This window comes from Aquitalea aquatica (assembly GCF_013911085.1).
GTDB classification, from domain to species: Bacteria; Pseudomonadota; Gammaproteobacteria; order Burkholderiales; family Chromobacteriaceae; genus Aquitalea; species Aquitalea aquatica.
In genome coordinates, this window is record NZ_JACERN010000033.1 from 351,413 (window position 1) to 373,751 (window position 22,339).

Genomic DNA, 22,339 nt, shown 5'->3' on the forward strand with positions numbered 1-22,339 from the left:
GGCTTGATCCTGTAAGGCTGGTATATCTGAATGGCGCAATTTTAGTGGCTGCGCGCGCCCTTGTCACTCGTCAGCCCGGCTGCTGCCCTCGCCCAGCCGGGCGCGCATGGCCTCTACCTCTTGCAGGCGATCGCTGATGGCCGCCCATTGCCGGGTATTCAGCGCGGCGATCACAGCATCCACCAGCAACATCAGCGGGGTATTGGTATCCCAGCCGGAAGGGCCGGCGGTGTGGGCCGCCAGGGTAAAGCGTGCCACCCGCGATACTGGCGACAGCCACTGGTCGGTAAACAGCAGAACACTGACCTTGCGCTGCGCGGCCATCTCGGCAATGTGCAAGGCGCCATCCCAATAGCGGCGGATGTCGAAGATCACCAGCACATCATGCTTGCCCATGTCCACCAGCGAGTCAGCCCAGCTGGATGGCACCCCACGCAGATGCACCACGTCGGGCCGCACCACTTTCAGGTGGTGGCAGAGATAAGCCGCCAACGGGTCGGTCAGCCGGCCACCCAGCAACCAGATGCGGTTTTTGCGCTCACCGAGCACGTCCACTACGCCATCGAACTCCACCCGTGGCAGATGCGCCACCGTTTCCTGCATCAGCTGGGTAATGCGCGCCGCGTAGCTGACCAGAAAATCACTGTCCCCTTGCAGCTGGGCCGGGTCGTGACGCACCAGTGGCGACTGCAGGCGGATTTCCAGTTCGTCACGCAAGGAGGTCTGAAAGGCCGTGTAGCTGTCGAAGCCCAGCTTGCTGATCAGGCGCAGTACAGTCGGGCCACTGACATCTGCCCTGAGCGCCAGCTGGGCGATGGTTTCCAGCCCGGCCACCGGGTAATTCGCCAGTAGCACCCGCCCTACCTTGCGCTCGGTCGGGGTCAGGGTTTCAAACAGCACGCGCAGTTCTTCCGCGATGGACCGGCTATTACTCACAGGCTTCTCCACAATCAGGCACCGGCTGACAAGTGCCTGTTATCAATGGCCGGCAACAAGGCGCAACCAGCATTCACTCGGCAATGATAGCAGTCCACAGCGACAAAACGGCACTGTGGCATTGCTTCCACATTGCACAGCACAATCTAATTTTTATTACATTTTTATCTTGATTGCAGAATTTCTAACGAACAATACTAGCCGCAACAGGAAAGGAAACACCCCTGCCACCCACCCAACACCAGCGCAAGGAGCAATCATGGATGCTCGGCATGTAAAGACAATGGCAGATTTGAAGACCCTGATCGAAGAGCGCCAGCTACGGCAGATCAAGGTTGGCCTGGTTGATATCGATGGCGTGATGTGCGGCAAATACATGTCGCGTGACAAATTCCTGTCCTCGCTGGAGGGCGGCTTCGGCTTCTGTGATGTGGTGTTCGGCTGGGACGTGGGCGACAAGCTCTACGACAACACCCTGCTCACCGGCTGGGGCCGTGGCTATGGCGATGCGCAGATCCGGCTGATCCCCGAATCCTGTCGTGAGCTGCCGCTGGAAGACAATATGATCTTCGTGCAGGGCGAGGTGATCGGCCGACTGGAAGGGCTGTGTCCGCGCGGCGTGCTGCGGCGGGTGGTGGAGCGCGCCCGCGCCATGGGCTTTGAGCCGATGGCTGGCTTCGAATACGAATTCCTGGTCACTGACGAAAGCAATGCCGCGCTGCAAGACAAGCTGTACCAGAACCCCAAGCCACTGGGCAGTGGTGCTTTCGGCTACTCGGTTTTGCGCAATTCGGTGAATACCGATTTCTACCGTGGCCTGCTTGATCTGTGCGAGCAGATGAATATGCCGGTAGAAGGCTTCCACGAAGAAACCGGCCCTGGCGCCCTGGAAGCCGCACTGACGGTGGACAAGGCCATGACTGCCGCCGACAACGCGGTGTGCTTCAAGACCTTCTCCAAGGTGCTGGCGGAAAAACAGGGCCGCATGATCTGCTATATGGCCAAGTGGAACGAAGACCACTCCGGCCAGGGCGGGCACATCCATATCTCGCTGAAGAATCGCGACGGCCACAGCGCCTTCCATCAGGCTGGCCGCGATCACAATATCAGCGACACCATGCGCCACTTCATCGGCGGCATTCAAAAGCTGATGCCGCAATTCATGAGCCTGGCAGCCCCCACCATCAACAGTTTCCGCCGGCTGGTGCCGGGCTACTGGGCGCCTACCAGCGCGCTGTGGGGGGTAGATAACCGTACCGTGGCCATTCGCGCCATTCCGGGCAGCAGCAAATCGCAGCGGGTGGAATACCGCCTGCCCGGCGCAGATACCAATCCCTATCTGGCACTGGCCAGCGGGCTGGCCGCCGGACTCTACGGCATCGAGAACAAGATTGAGCCAGAAGAGCCGGTGACCGCCAATGGCTATCTGCTGGAAGCGCCGGCCCACCTGCAACTGCACCGCACCCTGTGGGATGCCGCCCAGGCCCTGCGCGCCTCGGCCGCTGCCCGTGACTGGTTTGGTGATGATTTTGTCGATCACTTTGCCGCCACCCGCGAGTGGGAAGAACGCGAGTTCCAGCGCCATGTTACCGACTGGGAATTGAAACGCTACTTCGAGATCATCTAAATGAGCACATCCTATTCCGTCATTTCCCCCGTCGATGGTGCCATCCTGCTGGAGCGCCCCTACTCCACGCCCAGCCAGACCCAGGCCGTGCTCGATGCGGCCGCTGCCGCACAGCGCGGCTGGCGACACACCCCGCTGGCCGAACGCAAGGCGCTGATCGGCAAAGCGGTAGACTGGCTGGTGGCGCACAAGGACGCCTGTGCCGAAGCCATTACCCGCCAGATTGGCCGTCCCATCAGCCAGTCGCCTGGCGAAGTGCGTGGCCTGGAAGAGCGCGCTCGCCATATGCTGGCCATTGCCGAAGAAGGACTGGCCGACATCCACCCCGCAGTCAAACCCGGTTTCCAGCGCTTTCTGCGCCACGAGCCGCTGGGCACGGTACTGGTGCTGGCACCATGGAATTACCCCTTCCTCACCGCCATCAACACCATCGTGCCGGCGCTTGCCGCCGGCAATACCGTCATCCTCAAGCACTCCTCGCAAACCCCGCTGGTGACCGAACTATTCCAGCAGGCTTTTGATGCAGCCGGTCTGCCTGCCGGGGTATTCCAGAGCCTGCAGCTGGACCATGCGGCCACCCTGCGGCTGGTGGCCGCGCCGCAAATCGATTTTGTCGCCTTCACCGGCTCGGTGGCCGGTGGCCGTGCCGTACAGCAAGCGGCCAGTGAACGTTTTATTGGCGTAGGGCTGGAGCTGGGCGGCAAGGACCCGGCCTATGTACGCTCCGATGCCGACCTGGCCAGCGCCATCGAAAACCTGGTGGACGGTGCCTTTTTCAACTCCGGGCAATCCTGCTGCGGCATCGAACGCATCTACGTGCACCGCAGCCACTACACCGCCTTTGTTGATGGCTTTGTCGAACTCACCAAGGCTTACCGCTTTGGTAACCCGCTGGATACCAGCACCAATCTCGGCCCCATGGTGCGCGCCAGTGCCGCCAGCTTTGTGCGTGGCCAGATTGCCGATGCCGTCGCCGCCGGGGCGCGGGCGCTGATTCCAGCCGGGCACTTTGCTGCCGATGCCGTAGGCACGGCCTATCTGGCTCCGCAAGTACTGGTAGACGTGCACCACGGCATGAGTGTGATGCGGGACGAAAGTTTTGGCCCGGTCATCGGCATCATGCCGGTGGATGCCGATGAGCAAGCTGTGGCCCTGATGAACGACAGCGCCTATGGCCTGACCGCCTCGCTGTGGACACGGGATCAGGAAGCCGCCATCCGCCTAGGCAATGAGATTGCCACCGGCACGGTATTCATGAACCGTTGTGACTACCTGGACCCTGCCCTGGCCTGGACCGGGGTCAAGGACACTGGCCGCGGCATTTCGCTATCCGTGCTGGGTTATCAGCAGCTCACCCGTATCAAATCCTTCCACCTCAAGGGGTAAAGCATGCAACTGCAAGGTAACTGGAACTATCCGACCAGCATCCGCTTTGGCGCAGGCCGCGCCAGCGAGCTGCCCGCGCAGTGCCAGCAACTGGGCATGCGCCGCCCGCTGCTGGTCACCGACCCTGGTCTCGCCCGGCTGCCACTGGTGGCCCGCCTGCTCGACTACCTGGCATCCGCCGGCATGCCCGCACAGGTGTTCAGCGATATGCGCCCCAACCCGGTAGGCCGCGATGTCTACGCCGGCATCAATGCCTACAAGGAGGGCAAACACGATGGCGTGATTGCAGTCGGTGGCGGCAGCGCACTGGATGTGGGCAAGGCGATTGCGCTGATGGTGGGTCAGGACCGTCCGCTGTGGGATTTTGAAGACGTGGGCGACAACTGGCTGCGGGTGAATGTAGCCGGCGTGGCGCCCACCATTGCCGTGCCAACCACCTCCGGCACCGGCTCGGAAGTGGGCCGCGCCTCGCTGATCATTGATGAAGAAGACCACCGCAAGGTCATCATCTTCCACCCGTCCATGCTGCCCAGACTGGTGCTGGCCGACCCGGAACTCACCGCTGGCCTGCCCCCGCAGCTGACCGCTGCCACCGGCATCGACGCGCTGGTGCACAATCTGGAAGCCTATTGCTCGCCCACCTACCACCCGCTGGCACAGGGCGTGGCGCTGGAAGGCATGAAACTGGTGCACGACTGGCTGCCCACCGCCTATGCCGATGGCAGCCATATCGAAGCCCGCTCGCACATGCTGGCGGCCTCCATCATGGGCGCCACCGCCTTCCAGAAAGGGCTGGGGGGCGTGCATGCACTGGCGCACCCGATTGGGGCGGTGTTCGACACCCACCATGGCCTGGCCAATGCCATCCTGCTGCCCTATGTGCTGGTGCGCAACCGCCCGGCCATCGCCGACAAACTGGCCGCCGCTGCCCGCTATATCGGCTTGGCCGACAGCAGTTTTGATGGTTTCCTCGCCTGGATACTGCAGCTGCGCAGCGATCTGGGCATTCCGCACAGCCTGGGCCAGATCAACATCCCGGCAGAGCAAGCCAGCGAGATCGGTCGCATGGCCAAGGCCGACCCCAGCGACGGCGGCAATCCGTTGCCGTTGAGCGCCGGCGATTACAGCGCCATCTATCTGGCGGCCGTGCAAGGCCAACTGCCATGAAGCCCCCCCTCATCGGCCTGACCACCTACCCCGCCGGCCAGGGGTATGGCTATCACACTCCGGTGGACTACGTGCATGCCGTGTTGCGTGCCGGCGGTGCGCCGGTGCTGCTGCCGCCGGTGGGTGATGCCGCCATCGACAGCTGGCTGGATGCGCTGGACGGCGTGGTGCTGATTGGTGGCGGCGATATCGACCCGGAGCTGTTCGACGGCGGCGCCCACCCCACCATTTACAACCTGAGCCCGGAGCGCGACCACACCGAAACCGCGCTGGCACGCTCCCTGCTTCAGCGTAAGCTGCCCACGCTGGCCATCTGCCGTGGCCTGCAGATTCTCAATACCGTATTGGGCGGGACACTGCACCTGCACTTGCCGGATGTGGTGGGCGAAACGGTAGAACACCGGATAGCTCCGCGGGACCCCACCTTGCACCGGGTAAGGGTAGCAAGCGACTCCTGCCTGGCCGGCCTGCTGGGCAGCACCGAAGTGGCCACCAAGTCCTGGCACCACCAGGCCATCGACCAGCCGGGTCAGGGCGTGCATGCCGTGGCCTGGGCAGCCGATGGCGTGATCGAGGCCATCGAGGTGGAAGGGTTTCCGCAATTGATTGCCGTGCAATGGCATCCGGAATTATCTGCACGGGAAGATAGCAGCCAGCAGGGGCTGTTTGATGAGTTGGTCCGCATGAGCAGCAAACGCAGTAATTAAGAGCGGCTAACAAAATAGCGTAGCGGCCCTGGGGCAAGGCAGCGCAACGCAACAGCAGGGGTTTTGTTAGCTGCTCCAAAGCCGACAGCACGAGCGGCAAGCATTCCAGAGTATGCCCGGCACGAACGGGACGCAGAGCGCCACGCAGCAGACACGGATAAAACGCAGATGGGTATGGCTCTTGCCAACAGGCAAGGCCGGACGCAGGCCGCGCCTTTGTCCGCCGTCCGCTACTGGCGCAGCAAAGGGTGAAGTCTCAGCACAGTGCATTTCCATACAGTGTAGGTCAACACATGTAAGAGGATCATCATGAACCGAGATCAGCACGGCTCCGCACCACAGGGTGAGGACGAGAAACTGTTACACAGCATGGGTTACGCTCAGGAATTATCCAGACGCATGAGCGGTTTTTCCAACTTCGCCATTTCCTTTTCCATCATCTGCATTCTGGCCGGTGGCATCACGGCCTTTCCGGCCGGCATCAGCGCTGGCGGCGGTGCGTCGATCGGCATCGGCTGGCCAGTAGGCGCACTGTTTGCCAGCATCGTGGCTGCGGCCATGGCGCAGATCGCCTCGGCCTACCCCACCGCTGGCGGCCTCTATCACTGGTCGTCCATTCTGGGTGGCAAGGGGCTGGGCTGGGTAACCGCCTGGATCAATCTGCTGGGGCTGATCTTCGTGGTGGCTTCGGTCAACTTCGGGGTTTACGATCCCTTCTTCAAAACCCTGATTGCACCACTACTGGGCATTAATCCTGACCATCTCACCTGGACAGAGCAGACACTGTTTCTGGCCGGCATCACCTTGAGCCAAGCCTGGCTGAATCATCTGGGCATCAAGCTCACCACCCGGCTGACCGATATGTCGGGCTATCTGATCTTTGCCATTGCCCTGCTGCTGACGGTATCGCTGCTGGCTTATGCACCGGGTCCGCTGGATTTCTCGCGCCTGTTTACCTTTACCAACTTCAGCGGTGCCGACGGTGGCACCTGGCCCAAGACCGACAGCAGCCTGATGCTCTTCCTGTCTGGCCTGCTGCTGACCGTCTACACCCTTACCGGCTACGACGCCTCAGCCCACACCTCGGAAGAAACCCACCAGGCCGCGCACAATGTGCCCAAGGGCATCATCCGCTCGGTACTGTGGTCGGCTCTGTTCGGCTACATCCTGATCTGCACCTTCGTGCTGGTGCTACCGAATATGCAGGCTGGCGTCAAAGCCGGCATGGGCTTTTTCGACTTGCTGCTCAGCAGCCTGCCACCGGCACTGAAAGCGCTACTGGGTATCGGCATTTTCCTGGTCAACTATCTGTGCGGCCTGGCCTGCCTGACCTCCACCTCGCGCATGATGTATGCCTTTGCCCGTGACGGCGGCCTGCCCTTCTCCCACCAGCTGAAACAGGTCCATCCCGTACACCGCACACCGGGCCTGGCCATCTGGGTCAGTGCCATCCTGGCCATTGTCGCCACCCTGTATGGCGATGCCTTTACCGTGCTGTCGGCCGGCTCTGCGGTGTTCCTGTACATTTCCTACATCCTGCCCACCACGGCCGGCCTGTTTGCCGAAGGCAAAAGCTGGACCCACAAAGGCCCCTTCAGCCTGGGAGCCGCCTCCAAGCCGATTGCCCTGTTGGCCACCATTGGCGGTGCCATCCTGGCATTTGTCGGCGTACAGCCGCCCAATCAAAAGGTGCTGTATCTGATCATCGCCCTGCTGGTGGTCTTGCTGTTCTTCTGGTTTGTGCTGGGGGTACGCAAGCAATTCAAGGGGCCACCGGTCGGTGAGCGCATCCAGAAACACCAGGCGCATATCCGTGAGATCGAGAATGCGCTGGACAAGACCGCCTGAGCCCGAGCTCAGCAAGAACCACGGCCATGCCTTGCATGGCCGTTTTCTTTGGGATGTGCTGCTGTAAAATACCCGGTCCGCATCGAAGCAAGCGGCTTGCCCGCTACCAGAAAATACTTAATGATGCTGTCTGGTTTACCTTGAGAACATCGCCATGATTGTGACCCCGGAACAACTGGCGGCCTTTACCGCCGCCGCCATGCTGATCACCCTGTCACCCGGCCCGGATAATCTGATGGTGCTGAGCCTGGGCATTGCCAAAGGGCGTCGCCAGGGCATGGCCTTCGGCCTGGGCTGCGCCCTGGGTTGCCTGACCCATACCGTGTTGGCCGCCATCGGCGTCAGCGCGCTGATTGCCGCCTCGCCCCTCGCCTTCGGCCTGCTGAAAATTGCTGGCGGCGCGTATCTGGTGTATCTGGGCTGGCATGCCATTCGCAGCCGTGGCAGCCGGCTGCAGGCATCCGATGGTGCGGCAGATGGCACACCGCTGGCGGCACACTTTCGCAAAGGCCTGCTGGCCAATGCCATCAACCCCAAGGTCGTGCTGTTCTTCCTGGCCTTCCTGCCACAGTTCGTCAATCCGGCACAGGGCCACGGCGGCTGGCAGATCGCCATTCTGGGGCTGATCTTTACCGCGCAGGCCGCGCTGCTGTTTGGCAGCCTGGGTTATTTCGCCGGTGCCATCGGCAGCTGGTTTAACCGTACCCCCAAGGCCAGCCAATGGCTGGACCGCATTGCCGGCGGCGTCTTCATCGCACTGGGCCTGCGGCTGATACTGGCACCGACGCGCTAGTCGTGCAGGAATACCGGCACCATGCAAAACGGGTTGGCCTTGGCCAACCCGTTTATGTATTTCCCAAGCTGCTTATTTCAGCACCAGAAATTCCACCAGCACGTTCTTGAAAATAAAGCCGAATACGCCAAAACCCAGCACCAGGAACAGAATCGCCGTCCCCATCTTGCCGGCCTGCGATTTCTTGCCGAGGTCCCAGATGATGAAACCCATGAAAATGATCAGCCCTGACAGGCACACGGCCATGGAAATATCGGTAAATTGATCTTCAGACACCCAGACATTCCTTCATTGTTGCGGCTGCTCAGTTCAGGCGGCGCTTGAAGCACCGCAGCTGTCACCGGGCCATCCCGGACGAAGTCACTACGATACGCCGCATCCCTTGGCAGCTCAACTTTTACGCAAGCGGCCACCAACGAAAAAGCCGCCCGAAGGCGGCTGTTTCAGCAGGCAGACAATCAGCCGCGCTTGAGTTTGGCGTTGGCAGCAATCCGCATGCGCAAGGCATTCAGACGGATGAAGCCGGCCGCATCAGCGTGGTTGTAAGCGCCGCCATCTTCGTCGAAGGTGGCGATGTTCGGGTCGAACAGCGAATCGGTCTTGGATTCACGGCCCACCACGATGACATTGCCCTTGTACAGCTTCAGGCGTACCCAGCCATTGACGGTGGCTTGCGAAGCATCGATCAGGCCTTGCAGCATCTGACGCTCCGGGCTCCACCAGTAACCGGTGTAAACCAGCTGGGCATACTTCGGCATCAGCTCATCCTTCAGGTGGGCCACTTCGCGGTCCAGCGTGATGGATTCGATGGCGCGGTGCGCCTTCAGCATGATGGTGCCGCCCGGGGTTTCGTAGCAGCCACGCGACTTCATGCCCACGTAACGGTTTTCCACGATGTCCAGACGGCCGATGCCATGCTTGCCGCCCAGGCGGTTCAGCTCGGTCAGCACCTGGGCCGGGGTCATGGCGACGCCGTTGATGGCGGTGATGTCACCCTTCTCGTAGCTCAGTTCGATGTATTCGGCCTGGTCCGGGGCATTTTCCGGGCTGACCGTCCACAGCCACATATCTTCTTCCGGCTCGGCGGCCGGGTTTTCCAGCACGGTGCCTTCGTAGGAGATGTGCAGCAGGTTAGCATCCATGGAGTACGGGCTGCCGCCGTTTTTCTTCTTGCTGATGTCAATGCCGTGGGTTTCGGCATAGGCCAGCAGTTTTTCACGGGACAGCAGGTCCCATTCGCGCCACGGGGCGATGACCTTGACGTCCGGCTTCAGCGCGTAGTAACCCAGCTCGAAACGCACTTGGTCGTTACCCTTGCCGGTAGCACCGTGCGATACGGCGTCGCCGCCTACGGCATTGGCGATTTCGATCTGGCGCTTGGCAATCAGCGGGCGAGCAATGGAAGTACCCAGCAGGTACTCGCCTTCGTAAATGGCGTTGGCGCGAAACATCGGATAGACGTAATCGCGCACGAACTCTTCGCGCAGGTCTTCGATGAAAATGTTTTCCGGCTTGATGCCCAGCGAAACGGCTTTCTTGCGTGCCGGTTCCACTTCTTCACCCTGGCCGATGTCGGCGGTAAAGGTCACCACTTCACAGTGGTAAACATCTTGCAGCCATTTGAGAATAACGGAGGTATCCAGGCCACCGGAGTAGGCCAATACTACTTTTTTGATATCAGACATGATGCGTTTTCTTTCCAGCGAATCTAGTGGGTTGTCCTGCCGGCTCAGTTGTACTGATGACCAAGCAGCAGATATTCGATCAGGGCTTTCTGGGCATGCATGCGGTTTTCCGCCTCGTCCCATACCACGCTCTGCGGGCCGTCAATCACCTCGGCGCTTACTTCCTCGCCGCGATGGGCCGGCAGGCAGTGCATGAACAGCGCATCCGGCTTGGCGTGCTTCATCAGCTCGGCATTCACCTGGTAGCTGGCAAAAGCCTCCAGCCGCGCCGCGCTTTCCGCTTCGTAGCCCATGCTGGTGAATACGTCGGTAGTCACCAGATCAGCACCTTCCACTGCCTTCACCGCACTGTGGGTGGGCTCGAAATGCTCGGGGCCGTAATGCTCGCCATCCAGCACGGTCAGCTCATAGCCTACCGGGGTAGCCACCTTCAGCTTGAAACCAAGAATCTTGGCCGCCTGCAACCAGGTGCGGCAGACATTATTGCCGTCACCAATCCAGGCCACGGTCTTGCCCTTGATCGAACCACGATGCTCGATGAAGGTGAAGATGTCGGCCAGAATCTGACAGGGGTGGTATTCGTTGGTGAGGCCATTGATGACCGGCACCTTGGAATGCGTGGCCAGCCGTTCAACCAGCGATTGCTCGAAGGTACGGATCATGATGATGTCACTCATGCGCGACAGCACGCGTGCCGTGTCTTCGATCGGCTCACCACGCCCCAGCTGCGAGGTCTTGGTGTCCAGGAACATGGCATGGCCACCCAGCTGGGCCATGCCAGCTTCAAAGGAGACCCGGGTACGGGTGGAATTCTTCTCGAAGATCATGGACATTACGCGGCCAAGCAGCGGCTGATACAGCTGTTTTTCGCTGTGTCGTCGCTTCAGTACCTTGGCACGCTCGAAGATGTGGCGATATTCCTCGTGGTTCAGGTCGCTGAATTGCAGGTAATGTCCTACTGGCTTCATGGGTAAGATTTCCAAAAAAAAAGGCCATCGCGCATAGAACACGGTGTGTGTCTTCATGCGCAATGGCACATTACTACACGCTGGTCTCAAGTCAGTTAACTGGTGTCGCAATCCCGTAGTAAACGGATGCAAAATTTACATATTTGCGACAATTGTTATATTTATCGGAATTTGGCCGTTCTGACAAGCTCTCAGCTGAACAACAATCTGTCAGGCAAATGCGATAACTCCCTATCTTTCAGCACTCTGACATACATTTCCCCACCATCTTCCGCCAAACCATGCGTTTCTATGGACTTTTGTGTCTTTTGCAGACGCGCCAGGTATGACAGGATACTGTCGTCAATCACCTGCCCTGGCACCAAAACCGGGATGCCAGGCGGGTAAGGCACGATCTGGTCACAACACACCCGGCCATTCAGTTCGGCATTGGGGCGGCCATCGTCATCCAGCAATGGCAAACGCTCGCCCGCCTCATAAAAGGCATCGCGCGGCAGGCAGGCCAGCCGTGAGAATCGCGGAATTTCCGGCATCCGCCCCAGCGCACGCGGTGGCCGCTTCTCCTTGGCCAGGCGCAACAGCGCATCGTACAGCCGCGACACCTTGCTGCGCGTCGTCCCCATGGTCAACAGCAAGGTAATGGTGCTGAAGGTCGATTTCTCCACCTGGATGTTGTAGCGCTCGAACAGCGCATGCTGCAGCTCGTCCGTGGTAAAGCCAGACTGGGTAATGTCCACCGTGAGCTTGGTCGGGTCCAGCCGGATGCCATCTTCGCGGATATCCTCCGGCAACAGATCTTCCAGCTCCAGTACACGGAATGCGCCGGTGGAGTTGATCTTGTCGCGCAGCTCCTCCGCCAGCTTCAGGGTCCGGTCGAGCAAGCGATAGCCTTCGGTCACCGCCTGCTTGCGCGCTACATCCAGACTGGCAATCAGGTTGTACTGCGGACTGGTGGAGGTATGCATATTGAAATTTTCCCGGAACAGATGTTCGTCAAAGCCGGGATCATTCACATGAATCATGCTGGCCTGGGAGAAGGCCGACAGGATCTTGTGGGTACTTTGCGTGACATAGTCGGCACCAGACTCCAGCGCCGTGGGGCGGAACGCCGGATGAAAACGGGCAAAGCCATACCAGGCCTCGTCCACGATCACCTTGATGCCCTTCTCGTGTGCGGCCTCGATGATGGGCACCAGGTCATAGCGCAGACCATCATAGGTGCAGGAAGTCAGAATCAGTACCCGCGCATCCGGATTGGCCTCGATGGCGGCAAAAATGGTGGCCTTGGGCACCGGTCCAAAAATGCCGTATTGACGATTGATGGAGGAATCCAGATACACCGGCAAGGCACCGGACAGAATCACCCCGTGGTGTACCGATTTATGACAATTGCGATCCAGCAGCAATTTGTCGCCCGGAGCCAGTAGAGTCTGGAAAATCACCTTATTGGAGGTAGAGGTGCCATTGGTGGCGAAATAGGTCTTGCGTGCACCAAAAGCCTTGGCCGCCAGCTTTTGCGATTCGGCAATCACCCCGGTGGGATGCAGCAGCGAATCTAGCATGGGTACCGAAACGGAAAGATCGGCGCGCAGCATGTTCTCGCCGACAAAATCGTAAAAGTCACCCACCCACGGGCTGCCCTTGAGCGAATCACCGCCAGCATGGCCCGGGGTATGCCAGGAGTCCTTGGCCATGCGGACATATTGCTTGAGCTTGTCATAGAAAGGCGTGGCAGATTTTTCCGCCAGTTCGGCAGTCAGGATACGGAACCAGCCGTTGTAATCGGTTTCGTCACGGTAAAAATAGCCATCCACCGCATGACTGGCCAGGCTCTCCACTAGCACTCTTTCATCGTCATCCACCAGCAATACATAAAGCGACAGCTCGGGGCGGAAGTCGCTGATCTGGTTGGCCAGCTGTACCGCAGCCTGGCTAATGCCCTTTTCCTGCAACTGCTTGTCGACCAGCACGGCCTGAATGTCGCCATCGCGCCGTATCACATCCATGGCCTCTTTCAGGCGCGCCGCACCGATAAAGGTCAAACCATAGGGATTCTCCAGACGCACGGCCACGGCTCCCAGCCCGGCCAGCACATCGGCCTGCCACTTTGCATCATCGCTTACCACCAGAACGCGGCTTACGGGTGTCATGAACTGATTTCTCCTGTGTGTAGAACGCTGCGTACTTTATTGTCTGTCTGTCCATGCGTACGCAATGCAGAGCCGGCATTTTCCAGTCAATCACCATCCATTTTCCCGGATTTAAGGTGACTTTGCCGAAGACTCTGGCTGAATTGTTTTTTGGCTATCGTATCCACAAGCTGACCAGGCCGTCATTTTGCATAGCAACATTTGCGCACAGACGAAAATCCATGACGCTTTAGCACGAATCGGCCGCCCCGCTTGCGGTACAATCGCGCCATGCTGAACGATGCTGAAAAAGACGCCATCCGCGATCACTACCGCACCATTGCCGACAACCTGCCCGGCTTCCGTCCGCGCGCGGCCCAACGCCGCATGCTGGCGGAAATCGCCAATGCCTTGTCGCGCAGTCTGGATAAACAGGGCGATGCCTACCCTAATCGTGAGGGCGAAAGCATCGCGGTGATCGAAGGCCCCACCGGTGTCGGCAAGAGTCTGGCCTACCTGCTGGCCGGCGGCGTGATGGCCCGCTCGCGCGGCAAAAAGCTGGTGGTCACCAGCGCCACCGTCGCCCTGCAGGAGCAACTGGTCAACCGCGACCTGCCCTTCGTGGTGGAAAACAGCGGTCTGCCGCTGACCTTTGCCCTGGCCAAGGGCCGTGGCCGTTATCTGTGTCCGCAGCGCATTTATGCCCTGACCGCCGAAAATGCCCAGGGTCAGTTACTGGCACCCGACCCCATGCTGACGCTGTGGGACCGCAAACCGCAGGCTGGAGAGATTGAAGCCCTGCGCGCCATGGCGGACGAGTTCTATTACCGGCGCTGGAATGGCGACCGCGACAGCTGGAAAGACATCATTGAAGACAGCCTGTGGAGCCGCGTCACCAACGACCGTCACGGTTGTCTGAAAGCCGCCTGCCCCAATCGCCCGGAATGTCCGTTTTATCTGGCCCGCGACACCCTGGAAACCGTCGACGTCATCGTGGCCAACCACGACCTGATGCTGGCCGATGTCTCCATGGGTGGCGGCGTCATCCTGCCGGCGCCGGAAGACAGCTATTACTGCATCGACGAGGCGCATCATCTGGCCAAAAAAGCCATCAACCAGTTCTCCGCCGAGCACTCTCTGGCACAGGCTATTGGCTGGCTCGACAAGGTGGCGCCCATTGCCGCACGGGTGGAAACCCTGACCGGGAAATCGGAGATTGCCACCCAGGCCATGGATGCCGCCAGCGCCTGCATGGAAACACTGAATGAATGGCTGTGGCTGCTCAGCGGCGAAGAAGCCCTCAGCGCCAGCAGTGACAATATGGAACCCACCTGGCTGATGGACGATGGCCAGCTACCGGAACGCCTGCAAGAACCCGCCCGCAACATGGCAGTTGCCGCGCGCGCCATTTTCAAACACCTGTCGGCGCTGAACGATGCCCTGACCGAAGCGCGCAAGGAAAAAGGCAGCGATACCACCCAGATCGACAAGGCGGCAGCCGACGTTGGTTTTCTCAACGGCCGCGCCGAGCAATTGATGGCAGTGTGGGACCTGTTTGAAAAGCAGACCGAAGAATCGGCACCACCGATTGCCAAATGGATTACCCGGCGCATCGAGGGAAAGGGCGACTATCTGTTCTCCGCCTCTCCCGTCAGCGCCGCCGCCAGCCTGGCAGCCACCCTGTGGCGACGTGCCGCCGGAGCCGTGCTGACCTCGGCAACACTGCGCTCGCTGGGTGCTTTTGACCTGCTGCTATCACAAACCGGCCTCAAATGGCTGCCACAAGTCAGCTGCGTGGCGCTGGACTCACCATTCAATTTCACCGAACAAGGTGAGCTGTATCTGCCGCCCATGCTGGCCAGCCCGAAAGACCCGCAAGGCCATACCCGCGAAATCGTCGAGTGGCTGCCCAAACTCGTGGATACCGGCGAGCCGGTCGGCACCCTGGTGCTGTTTTCCTCGCGCAAGCAAATGCAAGAAGTGGCCAGCCAACTACCCGATGCCCTGCGCGCACAATTGCTGATTCAGGGTGAGATTCCCAAAAGCGTACTGCTGGAAACCCATCACAGCAGACTGAAACAAGGTCAGGCCAGCGTGATTTTCGGCCTGGACTCCTTCTCGGAAGGTCTGGATCTGCCGGGAGAAAGCTGCGTGCACGTCATCATTGCCAAGCTGCCCTTCGCCATGCCGGACGATCCGGTCGGCAAAACCCTGTCGCGCTGGATTGAAAAACGCGGCGGCAATCCCTTCGTGGAACTGACCGTACCAGAGGCCTCCATCAAGCTGATCCAGGCAGTGGGCCGACTGATCCGCACCGAGCGCGACTATGGCCGTGTCACCATTCTGGATAACCGCCTGCTGAAGCAAAGTTACGGAAAAAAACTACTTGCCTCGCTACCGCCATTCAAGCGCATTTGATTTTCGGGTAAAATTGCGGGTAAACCCGCTATTGCCCTGCATCAAAGACAGTCCAAAACAACAACACTGTCTTTGCTATAGATAAATACAGAGACCACACCTTAAAAGCACACTCCGGTTCATCACCATGATCTGCAATCCATATGAAGTAGTCATCCAGGGGCTTACCTCCGAAGGCCGCACTTTCCGCCCCAGTGATTGGGCAGAGCGACTGGCCGGCATTCTGGCCTCCTTTGGCGGCGATCAAAAGCTGTCCTACCATGCCTATGTACGTCCCATGCTATTGGAAGGCGTACGCTGCGTCGCGGTCGACAAGAAGCTGCAAAAGATCGATCCGCAGGTTTTCCAGTTCCTGATGGATTTCGCCAAAGACAATGATTTGCGTATTGTCGATTGTCGAACATTGATCGACGAAATCTACCCCAACAAGTTTTTGGCGTAAAAACAACAAACATGGCCCAGCAAGGCTTGATCTGCATCATTACTGCAACATCGGCGTCACATTTTGTGGTTAAACTTCGACAGTACTGCGGTGCTGGACGATTCCAACAGAGAGATTCGCCACAGCCAGTACGCATAACGAACATAAAACCCCTGATGGAGCACTGATGATGCAAAAGAAAAGCCTAGCCGCACTGGTTGCAACCCTGTTCGCCGTTCCCTTCGCCGCCCACGCCGATGTCACCATCTATGGTTTCCTGAGCAGCGGCATTGAATCCACCAAGGCCACCGGCGCCACCGATGGCTCCAGTTCTGAGTACAAATCCCGCACGCGTATTGTTGACCACAACTCCCGTATCGGTTTCAAAGGTACGGAAGATCTGGGCAATGGCACCAAAGCTATCTGGCAAGTCGAAAGCAGCCTGCGCAACTTCGAACAAGGCGGCACCAACGATAAAAACCAGAGCGCAACTTTTGCAACTCGTAACTCGTTTGTAGGGTTGGACAATGCCAACTTCGGTAAGGTACTTGTTGGCCAAAACGATACCGCATACAAAACCCTGACCAACATCGGTCTGAATCTGTTCGGTGATACCACTGCTGAAAACAACGGCTCCTCTAGTGTTTACAGCCGCGGTGAACAGCGCTTGATCAACTCCGTTCATTACTTCTCGCCGAACTGGTCTGGTTTCCAACTCGGCGTATCCTATGGCGTTGATGAAACCCGCACAGATAGTGTTGCAACTAATGGTTCGACCGACGCAACTCGCCTGTCTCTGGCTGGCAACTACACCAATGGCGGCCTGCAAGTTGCAGCCGGTTGGGATCGCCAAAATGACAAGGGCAACTACAAGGGTGCGACCCTTTACTCGGGCAAGAACACCAACTTCTACAAACTGGCCACCAGCTACAAATTTGCAACCGGTACTTTTGTAGGTGCCGGTTACGAATTTGGCCGCTTCGATGCCACCACTGGCGGCACTACTCTGAAACAAGACGACTGGACTCTGTCTGTCGGCCAAGACATTGGTGCTGCTACGCTGAAACTGGAATACAGCTCACTGGGTCGCCTGAAGGGTGCCGCTGCTGGCACTGAAGACGACTACAAAGCCCATCAGTGGGCTCTGGGTGCTGACTACAACCTGTCCAAGTCCACCAAAGTATTCAGCTACTACACCAAGATCACCAACAAAGCCAAGCAATCTGCCAACTTCGCAAACAATGCCGTTTACACCTCAGTATCTGGCACCACCGGCACCCTGGCTGCAGGTAACGACCCACAAGCCTTCGGTGTTGGTCTGAAAGTTGCGTTCTAAGCTGCACACTGCTTAGCAACAAACTGTAAAACGGGCGTCCTGCGGGATGCCCGTTTTTTCATCATTTGCTAGAATGGAACATTGCCGCACACACCAAGACCACCACAATGAGCGTTGAACTGAAAACAGCCGCCGATATTGAGAAAATGCGTATCGCCGGCAAACTGGCCTCCGAAGTACTCGACTACATCACTCCCTTTGTCAAACCGGGTGTGACCACCGAAGCCATCGACAAGCTGTGCCATGACTACATGGTCAATGTGCAGGGCTGCATCCCGGCCCCGCTCAACTATGCCCCCGATGGCCATAACCCCTACCCCAAGTCCATCTGCACCTCGATCAATAGCGTGGTGTGTCATGGCATCCCCAATGACAAGCCGCTGAAAAACGGCGACATCATGAATATCGATATCACCGTGATCAAGGATGGCTACCACGGCGACACCAGCCGCATGTTCTTTGTCGGCGAAGTCAGCGAGCATGCCCGTCGCCTGTGCAAGATCACCTATGAGTGCATGTGGCGCGGCATTGAAAAGGTCAAGCCAGGTGCCACACTGGGTGATATCGGCTATGCCGTACAGCAGTACGCCGAAACCAATGGCTACAGCGTGGTACAGGAATTCTGCGGCCACGGCATCGGCAAGCGCTTCCACGAAGAACCACAGGTCCTGCACTATGGCCGCCCCGGTACCGGCCTGGAGTTGCAGGCTGGCATGATCTTCACCATCGAACCGATGATCAACCAGGGCAAACGCCACCTGCGCATGATGGGTGACGGCTGGACGGTTGCCACCAAGGACCGCAGCCTGTCCGCACAATGGGAACACACCATCCTGGTCACCGAAACCGGCTATGAAATACTGACCCAGTCAGCCGGCACACCGGCCAAACCTGCCTCACGCTAGTCCCGCATTCACTGCCGCTGCGCACAAAACACCCGCCCCAGGCGGGTGTTTTTCGTGTAAAAACTGGTAATCAACAAGTGACAGCACTATAGTAAGCCGATGATCTGACAGCACTTACATCGAGATTAGCCATGCTGAGCATCAGTAGTAACCTTGGGGCACTCAACGCCCAGACCCAGCTCGACAAGTCCCGCAAGAATACCGAGCAAACACTTGCCCAGCTTGCGTCCGGCACGCAGTTGAGCAGCGCCGCCGTTAATGCAGCCAATACCGCATTGTCGCAGTCGCTGGAGGCACAGGTTCGGGGTGATAACCAAGCCAGTAGCAATGCTCTGGATGGTATTTCAATGGTGCAAACCGCCGACAGTGCGCTCAGTCAACTGCAAGACAATAGTCAGCAATTGCAGGATCTGGCCATCCAGGCCGGCGATGCAGCGCTGAGCAGCAGCAATCGGCAATCCTTGCAACAGCAGGCCGATCAGCTGACACAAAGCAATTCAGCTATCATCCAGAACACCCAATACAATGGCAGCGCCTTGCTGAGCAGTAATAACGCGCTGCAATTTCAGGTGGGCCCAAATGGCGACAGTAGCAAGCAGATCACGGTAAATACCAGCAACCTGAGCGCCAGCCCCACCGGCGGCGGTCTTCATAGCTACAATGCCAATCTGAATGCCACTGGTACCATCGACCTTTCCAGCCCGGCAAGCGCACTGGCTGCGCAAGGCAATATCCAGAGCGACCTGAACACCATCAGTAGCTCACGCACACAGCTTGGAGCAAGCAGCAACCAGTTCTCTGCAGCAATCAACAATCTGCAAAACTCCTCGCTAAATGCCCAGGCTGCCAACAGCCGTATCAGCGATACCGACTACGCCGCTGCTACCGCGCAACTGGTGCAGCAGCAGATACTCGGCCAGGCTGCCATTGCAATTCAGGGACAGGCCAATGTCTCGCAGCGCAGCGCACTCAGCTTGCTCGGCTAAGTCAGGCAACTTTATCGCGCAGTAACACTCCAAGTTTCAGTAAACAAACGGTAGCTACATGCACCGGCCCGCACAGGATAACGATTGTTATCCTGTGTTTTTTATTGATAAACAAGGAGTAGAACCATGCCGACCCAACCAGCCATTATCGTTTCCAGCCTGGACTATGAAAGGCTGGCCGCCTGGATGGAGCGACTTCCCGCGCAGGACAAGGCAACCCTGACCGCGCTGGAGGCAGAACTGGAGCGCGCAGAAGTGGTAGAGCCGGAAAGTATCCCGGCCGGCATCATCACCATGAACAGCACGGCACGGGTTCGTATCGAACAAAGCGGCGAAGAAAAACTGTTAACCCTGGTTTATCCCAATCAGGCCGATGGCACTGCTGGCCATGTATCCATCCTGGCACCCATCGGCGCAGCCCTGTTGGGACTGGCCGAAGGCCAAAGCATAGACTGGCCCACACTGGCGGGACAGACCAGGCTGACGGTACTGGAAGTAATCTACCAGCCCGAAGCTGCCGGCGAACTACACCGCTAAGCGCAGGCAAAAAAACGGCCAGTCCTATGACTGGCCCTGTTTCTATCTGTACACCCACTCACCAGCAACGCTGAATCATCTGCGCCAACTTGATCAGCTTGCCGTGAAAGAAATGACCGGCCCCCGGGAAAACCAGTACCGGTAAATCCTGTGGTCTGGCCCAGTCAAGCACGGCAGACAGGGGAATGACCTCATCCTCTTCACCATGAATCACCAAGGTGTCATTTGGCACGGCCGGCGTGGGGATTTCATACTTGCCCACCGCCACGCCCATCAGCAGCAATTTGTCAGCTTCGATCACCGCCCTGGTACGGGCTGCCACGAAACCACCAAACGAGAAACCAGCCAGAGCCAGCGGCAGATCGCCCTGCTCGCCACGCGCATACTCCACCACGGCCAGCACATCGTCCACCTCACCCAAACCATGATCATGCTGGCCTTCACTTGCCCCCACACCACGCAGGTTAGGGCAATAGCAGACGTATCCCAATTGGGATAACGCCTTGGCCGCCGTCTGCACCACCTTATTGGTATTGGTTCCGCCTTGCAGCGGGTTAGGATGGCAGATCACCGCAATACCACTAGCCTGCCCTGGCGGCGACACCACGATGGTTTCCAGCGCACCGACAGGTCCGGCGATGACAAGCTTGTTTTGGGCTTTCAGCATCAGACTTTCAACCTTTCCACAATGCGGCCAGCCACCATATGCTCATCGACGATTTCATCAATATCTTCTCGGTCGACGAAGGTGTACCAAGTTTCTTGCAGATAGACCACCATGACCGGCCCCTGATCACAGCGCCCCAGGCAGCCAGCCTTGTTGACGCGGATCTTGCCGTCACCAGCCAGCCCCAGTGCTTTTACCCGGTCTTTCATATAAGACAGTAACTCGCTGGAGCCATGGTTATTGCAACAATCCTCGCCGGCAGCCCGCTGATTGCAGCAGACGAAAACATGCTTGTCGAAAAAACTCATGTGTTTCCTTTCCCAGGTACAGCAGACCGCTGTGCGTGCAGCATGCTGCTACCCAATAGCTTAACCATCACTATCCGCCCAGCCACTGATACCCAGCGTGGCGGCGTTTTCAAACTTGGCATGCTTGCCGACAAAGGCCAGCCGCACGGCACCGGTGGGACCATTACGATGCTTACCGATAATCGCCTCGGCCATGCCTTTTACCTCGGCATTTTCCGGGCTGTAATATTCTTCGCGGTACATGAAGATAATGATGTCAGCATCCTGCTCAATAGCACCAGATTCACGCAAGTCGGACATCATCGGGCGCTTGTTGGGGCGCTGCTCTACCGCTCGCGACAGCTGCGACAGGGCAATCACCGGCACCTGCAACTCTTTGGCCAAACCTTTCAGACCGCGCGAAATCTCACCCAGCTCTGCAGTACGGTTGTCGCCACGTCCCGAGCCCGACATCAGCTGCAAATAGTCGATTACGATCAGACCCAGCTTGCCACCATGCTGACGCGCCAGACGCCGTGCCCGCGCACGTAGCTCCAGCGCCGTCAGTGCTGGCGTTTCGTCGATATACATCGGCGCTTCGGATAGCTTGCCGATAGCATAGGTGAGCTTTTGCCAGTCTTCGTCGCCCAGCTTACCGGTACGCAAGACATGCTGATCCAGCCTGCCCACCGAGCCCAGCATACGCATCACCAGCTGCGCACCGCCCATTTCCATGGAGAACACGGCGACGGGGGCCTTGTACTCTACTGCCACATGCTCGGCGATATTCATGGAGAAGGCAGTTTTACCCATGGACGGACGACCGGCCACAATCACCAAGTCTCCCGGCTGCAGACCGGAGGTCTTGGCATCCAGATCGATAAAACCGGTGGGGATGCCGGTCACTTCGTCAGGATTGTCACGGCTGTACAGCATGTCGATGCGCTCGACCACTTCTTTCAGCAGGCCGGGCATTTCCAGAAAACCCTGCTTAGACTTAGCAGTGGATTCGGCAATCTGGAACACCTTGCCTTCGGCCTCGTCCAGCAACTGGGCCGCATCACGCCCCTGTGGCGCATAGGCCGACTCGGCGATCTCCGCCCCAACCACCGCCAGTTGACGCATGATGGAACGCTCGCGCACGATTTCGGCATAGCGGCGGATATTGGCGGCGGATGGCGTATTCTGCGCCAGCGTGGCCAGGTAGGACAGGCCTCCGATGTCTGCCAGTTCGGCATTCTTGTCCAGCACTTCGGACACCGTCACCACGTCGGCCGGGCGGCCCAGCTCGATCAGGCGGGCAATGTGCTTGAAAATCAGTTTGTGGTCATGGCGATAAAAATCAGCCTCGGATACCACATCGGCAATCTTGTCGAAGGCGCTGTTGTCCAGCATCAGGCCACCCAGCACCGACTGTTCTGCTTCGGTAGAGTGCGGCGGTGTGCGCAAGGACGCCATGGCGCCGTCAAAATTTTCGTACTGTTCGGTCATGGAGACTCAATGAAATGTGCTACAGGCAACAGCAGGGAATCAGGT

At 58.6% G+C, this 22,339-nt stretch carries 20 protein-coding genes; 12 read left to right on the forward strand and 8 right to left on the reverse strand.

Annotated elements, in window-relative coordinates; genetic code table 11:
• Nucleotides 1-63: 63 nt before the first annotated feature.
• Nucleotides 64-936: a MurR/RpiR family transcriptional regulator gene (locus H2Z84_RS14035; protein WP_181836512.1), complete on the reverse strand. Its 873-nt coding sequence runs from the start codon at nucleotides 934-936 to the stop codon at nucleotides 64-66.
• A gap of 283 nt (nucleotides 937-1,219) precedes the next feature.
• Between H2Z84_RS14035 and H2Z84_RS14040 the strand changes: the two genes are divergently transcribed.
• The 6 genes from H2Z84_RS14040 to H2Z84_RS14065 all read left to right on the forward strand — a co-directional run bounded on the left by H2Z84_RS14040 (nucleotide 1,220) and on the right by H2Z84_RS14065 (nucleotide 8,464).
• On the forward strand, nucleotides 1,220-2,563 hold the full coding sequence (locus H2Z84_RS14040; RefSeq protein WP_258869405.1) for a glutamine synthetase family protein: 1,344 nt from the start codon (nucleotides 1,220-1,222) through the stop codon (nucleotides 2,561-2,563).
• Complete coding sequence (locus H2Z84_RS14045; RefSeq protein WP_181836513.1) at nucleotides 2,564-3,949, forward strand: aldehyde dehydrogenase family protein; 1,386 nt, start codon at nucleotides 2,564-2,566, stop codon at nucleotides 3,947-3,949. It begins immediately after the preceding gene.
• A gap of 3 nt (nucleotides 3,950-3,952) precedes the next feature.
• The gene (locus tag H2Z84_RS14050; protein WP_181836514.1) at nucleotides 3,953-5,116 is read left to right on the forward strand and encodes an iron-containing alcohol dehydrogenase; all 1,164 of its coding nucleotides are present in this window, start codon (nucleotides 3,953-3,955) and stop codon (nucleotides 5,114-5,116) included.
• Nucleotides 5,113-5,823 carry a gamma-glutamyl-gamma-aminobutyrate hydrolase family protein gene (locus H2Z84_RS14055; RefSeq protein WP_181836515.1) on the forward strand — a complete coding sequence of 237 codons (711 nt, stop codon included), beginning with the start codon at nucleotides 5,113-5,115 and terminating at the stop codon, nucleotides 5,821-5,823. Before H2Z84_RS14050 ends, H2Z84_RS14055 begins: the two co-directional genes overlap by 4 nt.
• Before the next feature lie 309 nt (nucleotides 5,824-6,132).
• Nucleotides 6,133-7,671 (forward strand): amino acid permease, encoded by a 1,539-nt coding sequence (locus H2Z84_RS14060; protein WP_181836516.1) that lies wholly within the window; start codon nucleotides 6,133-6,135, stop codon nucleotides 7,669-7,671.
• Between the two features lie 154 nt (nucleotides 7,672-7,825).
• Nucleotides 7,826-8,464 carry a LysE family translocator gene (locus tag H2Z84_RS14065; protein WP_181836517.1) on the forward strand — a complete coding sequence of 213 codons (639 nt, stop codon included), beginning with the start codon at nucleotides 7,826-7,828 and terminating at the stop codon, nucleotides 8,462-8,464.
• Nucleotides 8,465-8,536: 72 nt separating this feature from the next.
• On the opposite strand, the gene H2Z84_RS14070 is transcribed toward H2Z84_RS14065, so the two are convergent.
• The 4 genes from H2Z84_RS14070 to H2Z84_RS14085 form a co-directional block, all read right to left on the reverse strand.
• The gene (locus tag H2Z84_RS14070; RefSeq protein WP_181836620.1) at nucleotides 8,537-8,710 is read right to left on the reverse strand and encodes a DUF2788 domain-containing protein; all 174 of its coding nucleotides are present in this window, start codon (nucleotides 8,708-8,710) and stop codon (nucleotides 8,537-8,539) included.
• Between the two features lie 212 nt (nucleotides 8,711-8,922).
• A complete protein-coding gene (locus H2Z84_RS14075) occupies nucleotides 8,923-10,149 on the reverse strand; it encodes an argininosuccinate synthase (RefSeq protein ID WP_103523639.1) in 1,227 nt (408 codons plus the stop codon).
• A 44-nt stretch (nucleotides 10,150-10,193) separates the two neighbouring features.
• On the reverse strand, nucleotides 10,194-11,117 hold the full coding sequence (gene argF, locus H2Z84_RS14080) for an ornithine carbamoyltransferase (RefSeq protein WP_103523640.1): 924 nt from the start codon (nucleotides 11,115-11,117) through the stop codon (nucleotides 10,194-10,196).
• Between the two features lie 191 nt (nucleotides 11,118-11,308).
• A complete protein-coding gene (locus tag H2Z84_RS14085; protein ID WP_124643357.1) occupies nucleotides 11,309-13,267 on the reverse strand; it encodes an aminotransferase class I/II-fold pyridoxal phosphate-dependent enzyme in 1,959 nt (652 codons plus the stop codon).
• Nucleotides 13,268-13,537: 270 nt separating this feature from the next.
• Here H2Z84_RS14085 and dinG point away from each other — a divergent pair, with 270 nt between their 5' ends.
• The 6 genes from dinG (at nucleotide 13,538) to rnk (ending at nucleotide 19,849) form a co-directional block, all read left to right on the forward strand.
• Entirely contained in the window at nucleotides 13,538-15,664 is a 2,127-nt protein-coding gene (dinG, locus tag H2Z84_RS14090) for an ATP-dependent DNA helicase DinG (RefSeq protein WP_181836518.1), read from the forward strand.
• A 127-nt stretch (nucleotides 15,665-15,791) separates the two neighbouring features.
• A complete protein-coding gene (locus H2Z84_RS14095) occupies nucleotides 15,792-16,106 on the forward strand; it encodes a DUF3579 domain-containing protein (protein ID WP_089085335.1) in 315 nt (104 codons plus the stop codon).
• Nucleotides 16,107-16,272: 166 nt separating this feature from the next.
• Nucleotides 16,273-17,421 carry a porin gene (locus tag H2Z84_RS14100; protein ID WP_258869406.1) on the forward strand — a complete coding sequence of 383 codons (1,149 nt, stop codon included), beginning with the start codon at nucleotides 16,273-16,275 and terminating at the stop codon, nucleotides 17,419-17,421.
• A 107-nt stretch (nucleotides 17,422-17,528) separates the two neighbouring features.
• On the forward strand, nucleotides 17,529-18,326 hold the full coding sequence (gene map / locus H2Z84_RS14105) for a type I methionyl aminopeptidase (protein ID WP_181836519.1): 798 nt from the start codon (nucleotides 17,529-17,531) through the stop codon (nucleotides 18,324-18,326).
• 131 nt (nucleotides 18,327-18,457) lie between these two features.
• On the forward strand, nucleotides 18,458-19,312 hold the full coding sequence (locus H2Z84_RS14110) for a flagellin N-terminal helical domain-containing protein (protein ID WP_181836520.1): 855 nt from the start codon (nucleotides 18,458-18,460) through the stop codon (nucleotides 19,310-19,312).
• A gap of 126 nt (nucleotides 19,313-19,438) precedes the next feature.
• Nucleotides 19,439-19,849, forward strand: a complete 411-nt coding sequence (gene rnk / locus H2Z84_RS14115) for a nucleoside diphosphate kinase regulator (RefSeq protein WP_181836521.1) — start codon at nucleotides 19,439-19,441, stop codon at nucleotides 19,847-19,849.
• Between the two features lie 58 nt (nucleotides 19,850-19,907).
• On the opposite strand, the gene H2Z84_RS14120 is transcribed toward rnk, so the two are convergent.
• From H2Z84_RS14120 to dnaB, 3 genes are read right to left on the reverse strand one after another with little or no spacing between them, the layout of a single operon-like run.
• Entirely contained in the window at nucleotides 19,908-20,516 is a 609-nt protein-coding gene (locus H2Z84_RS14120; protein WP_181836522.1) for an alpha/beta hydrolase, read from the reverse strand.
• On the reverse strand, nucleotides 20,516-20,824 hold the full coding sequence (locus H2Z84_RS14125) for a (2Fe-2S) ferredoxin domain-containing protein (RefSeq protein WP_181836523.1): 309 nt from the start codon (nucleotides 20,822-20,824) through the stop codon (nucleotides 20,516-20,518). Before H2Z84_RS14125 ends, H2Z84_RS14120 begins: the two co-directional genes overlap by 1 nt.
• Before the next feature lie 60 nt (nucleotides 20,825-20,884).
• Complete coding sequence (gene dnaB, locus H2Z84_RS14130; protein ID WP_103523648.1) at nucleotides 20,885-22,294, reverse strand: replicative DNA helicase; 1,410 nt, start codon at nucleotides 22,292-22,294, stop codon at nucleotides 20,885-20,887.
• Nucleotides 22,295-22,339: the final 45 nt, after the last annotated feature.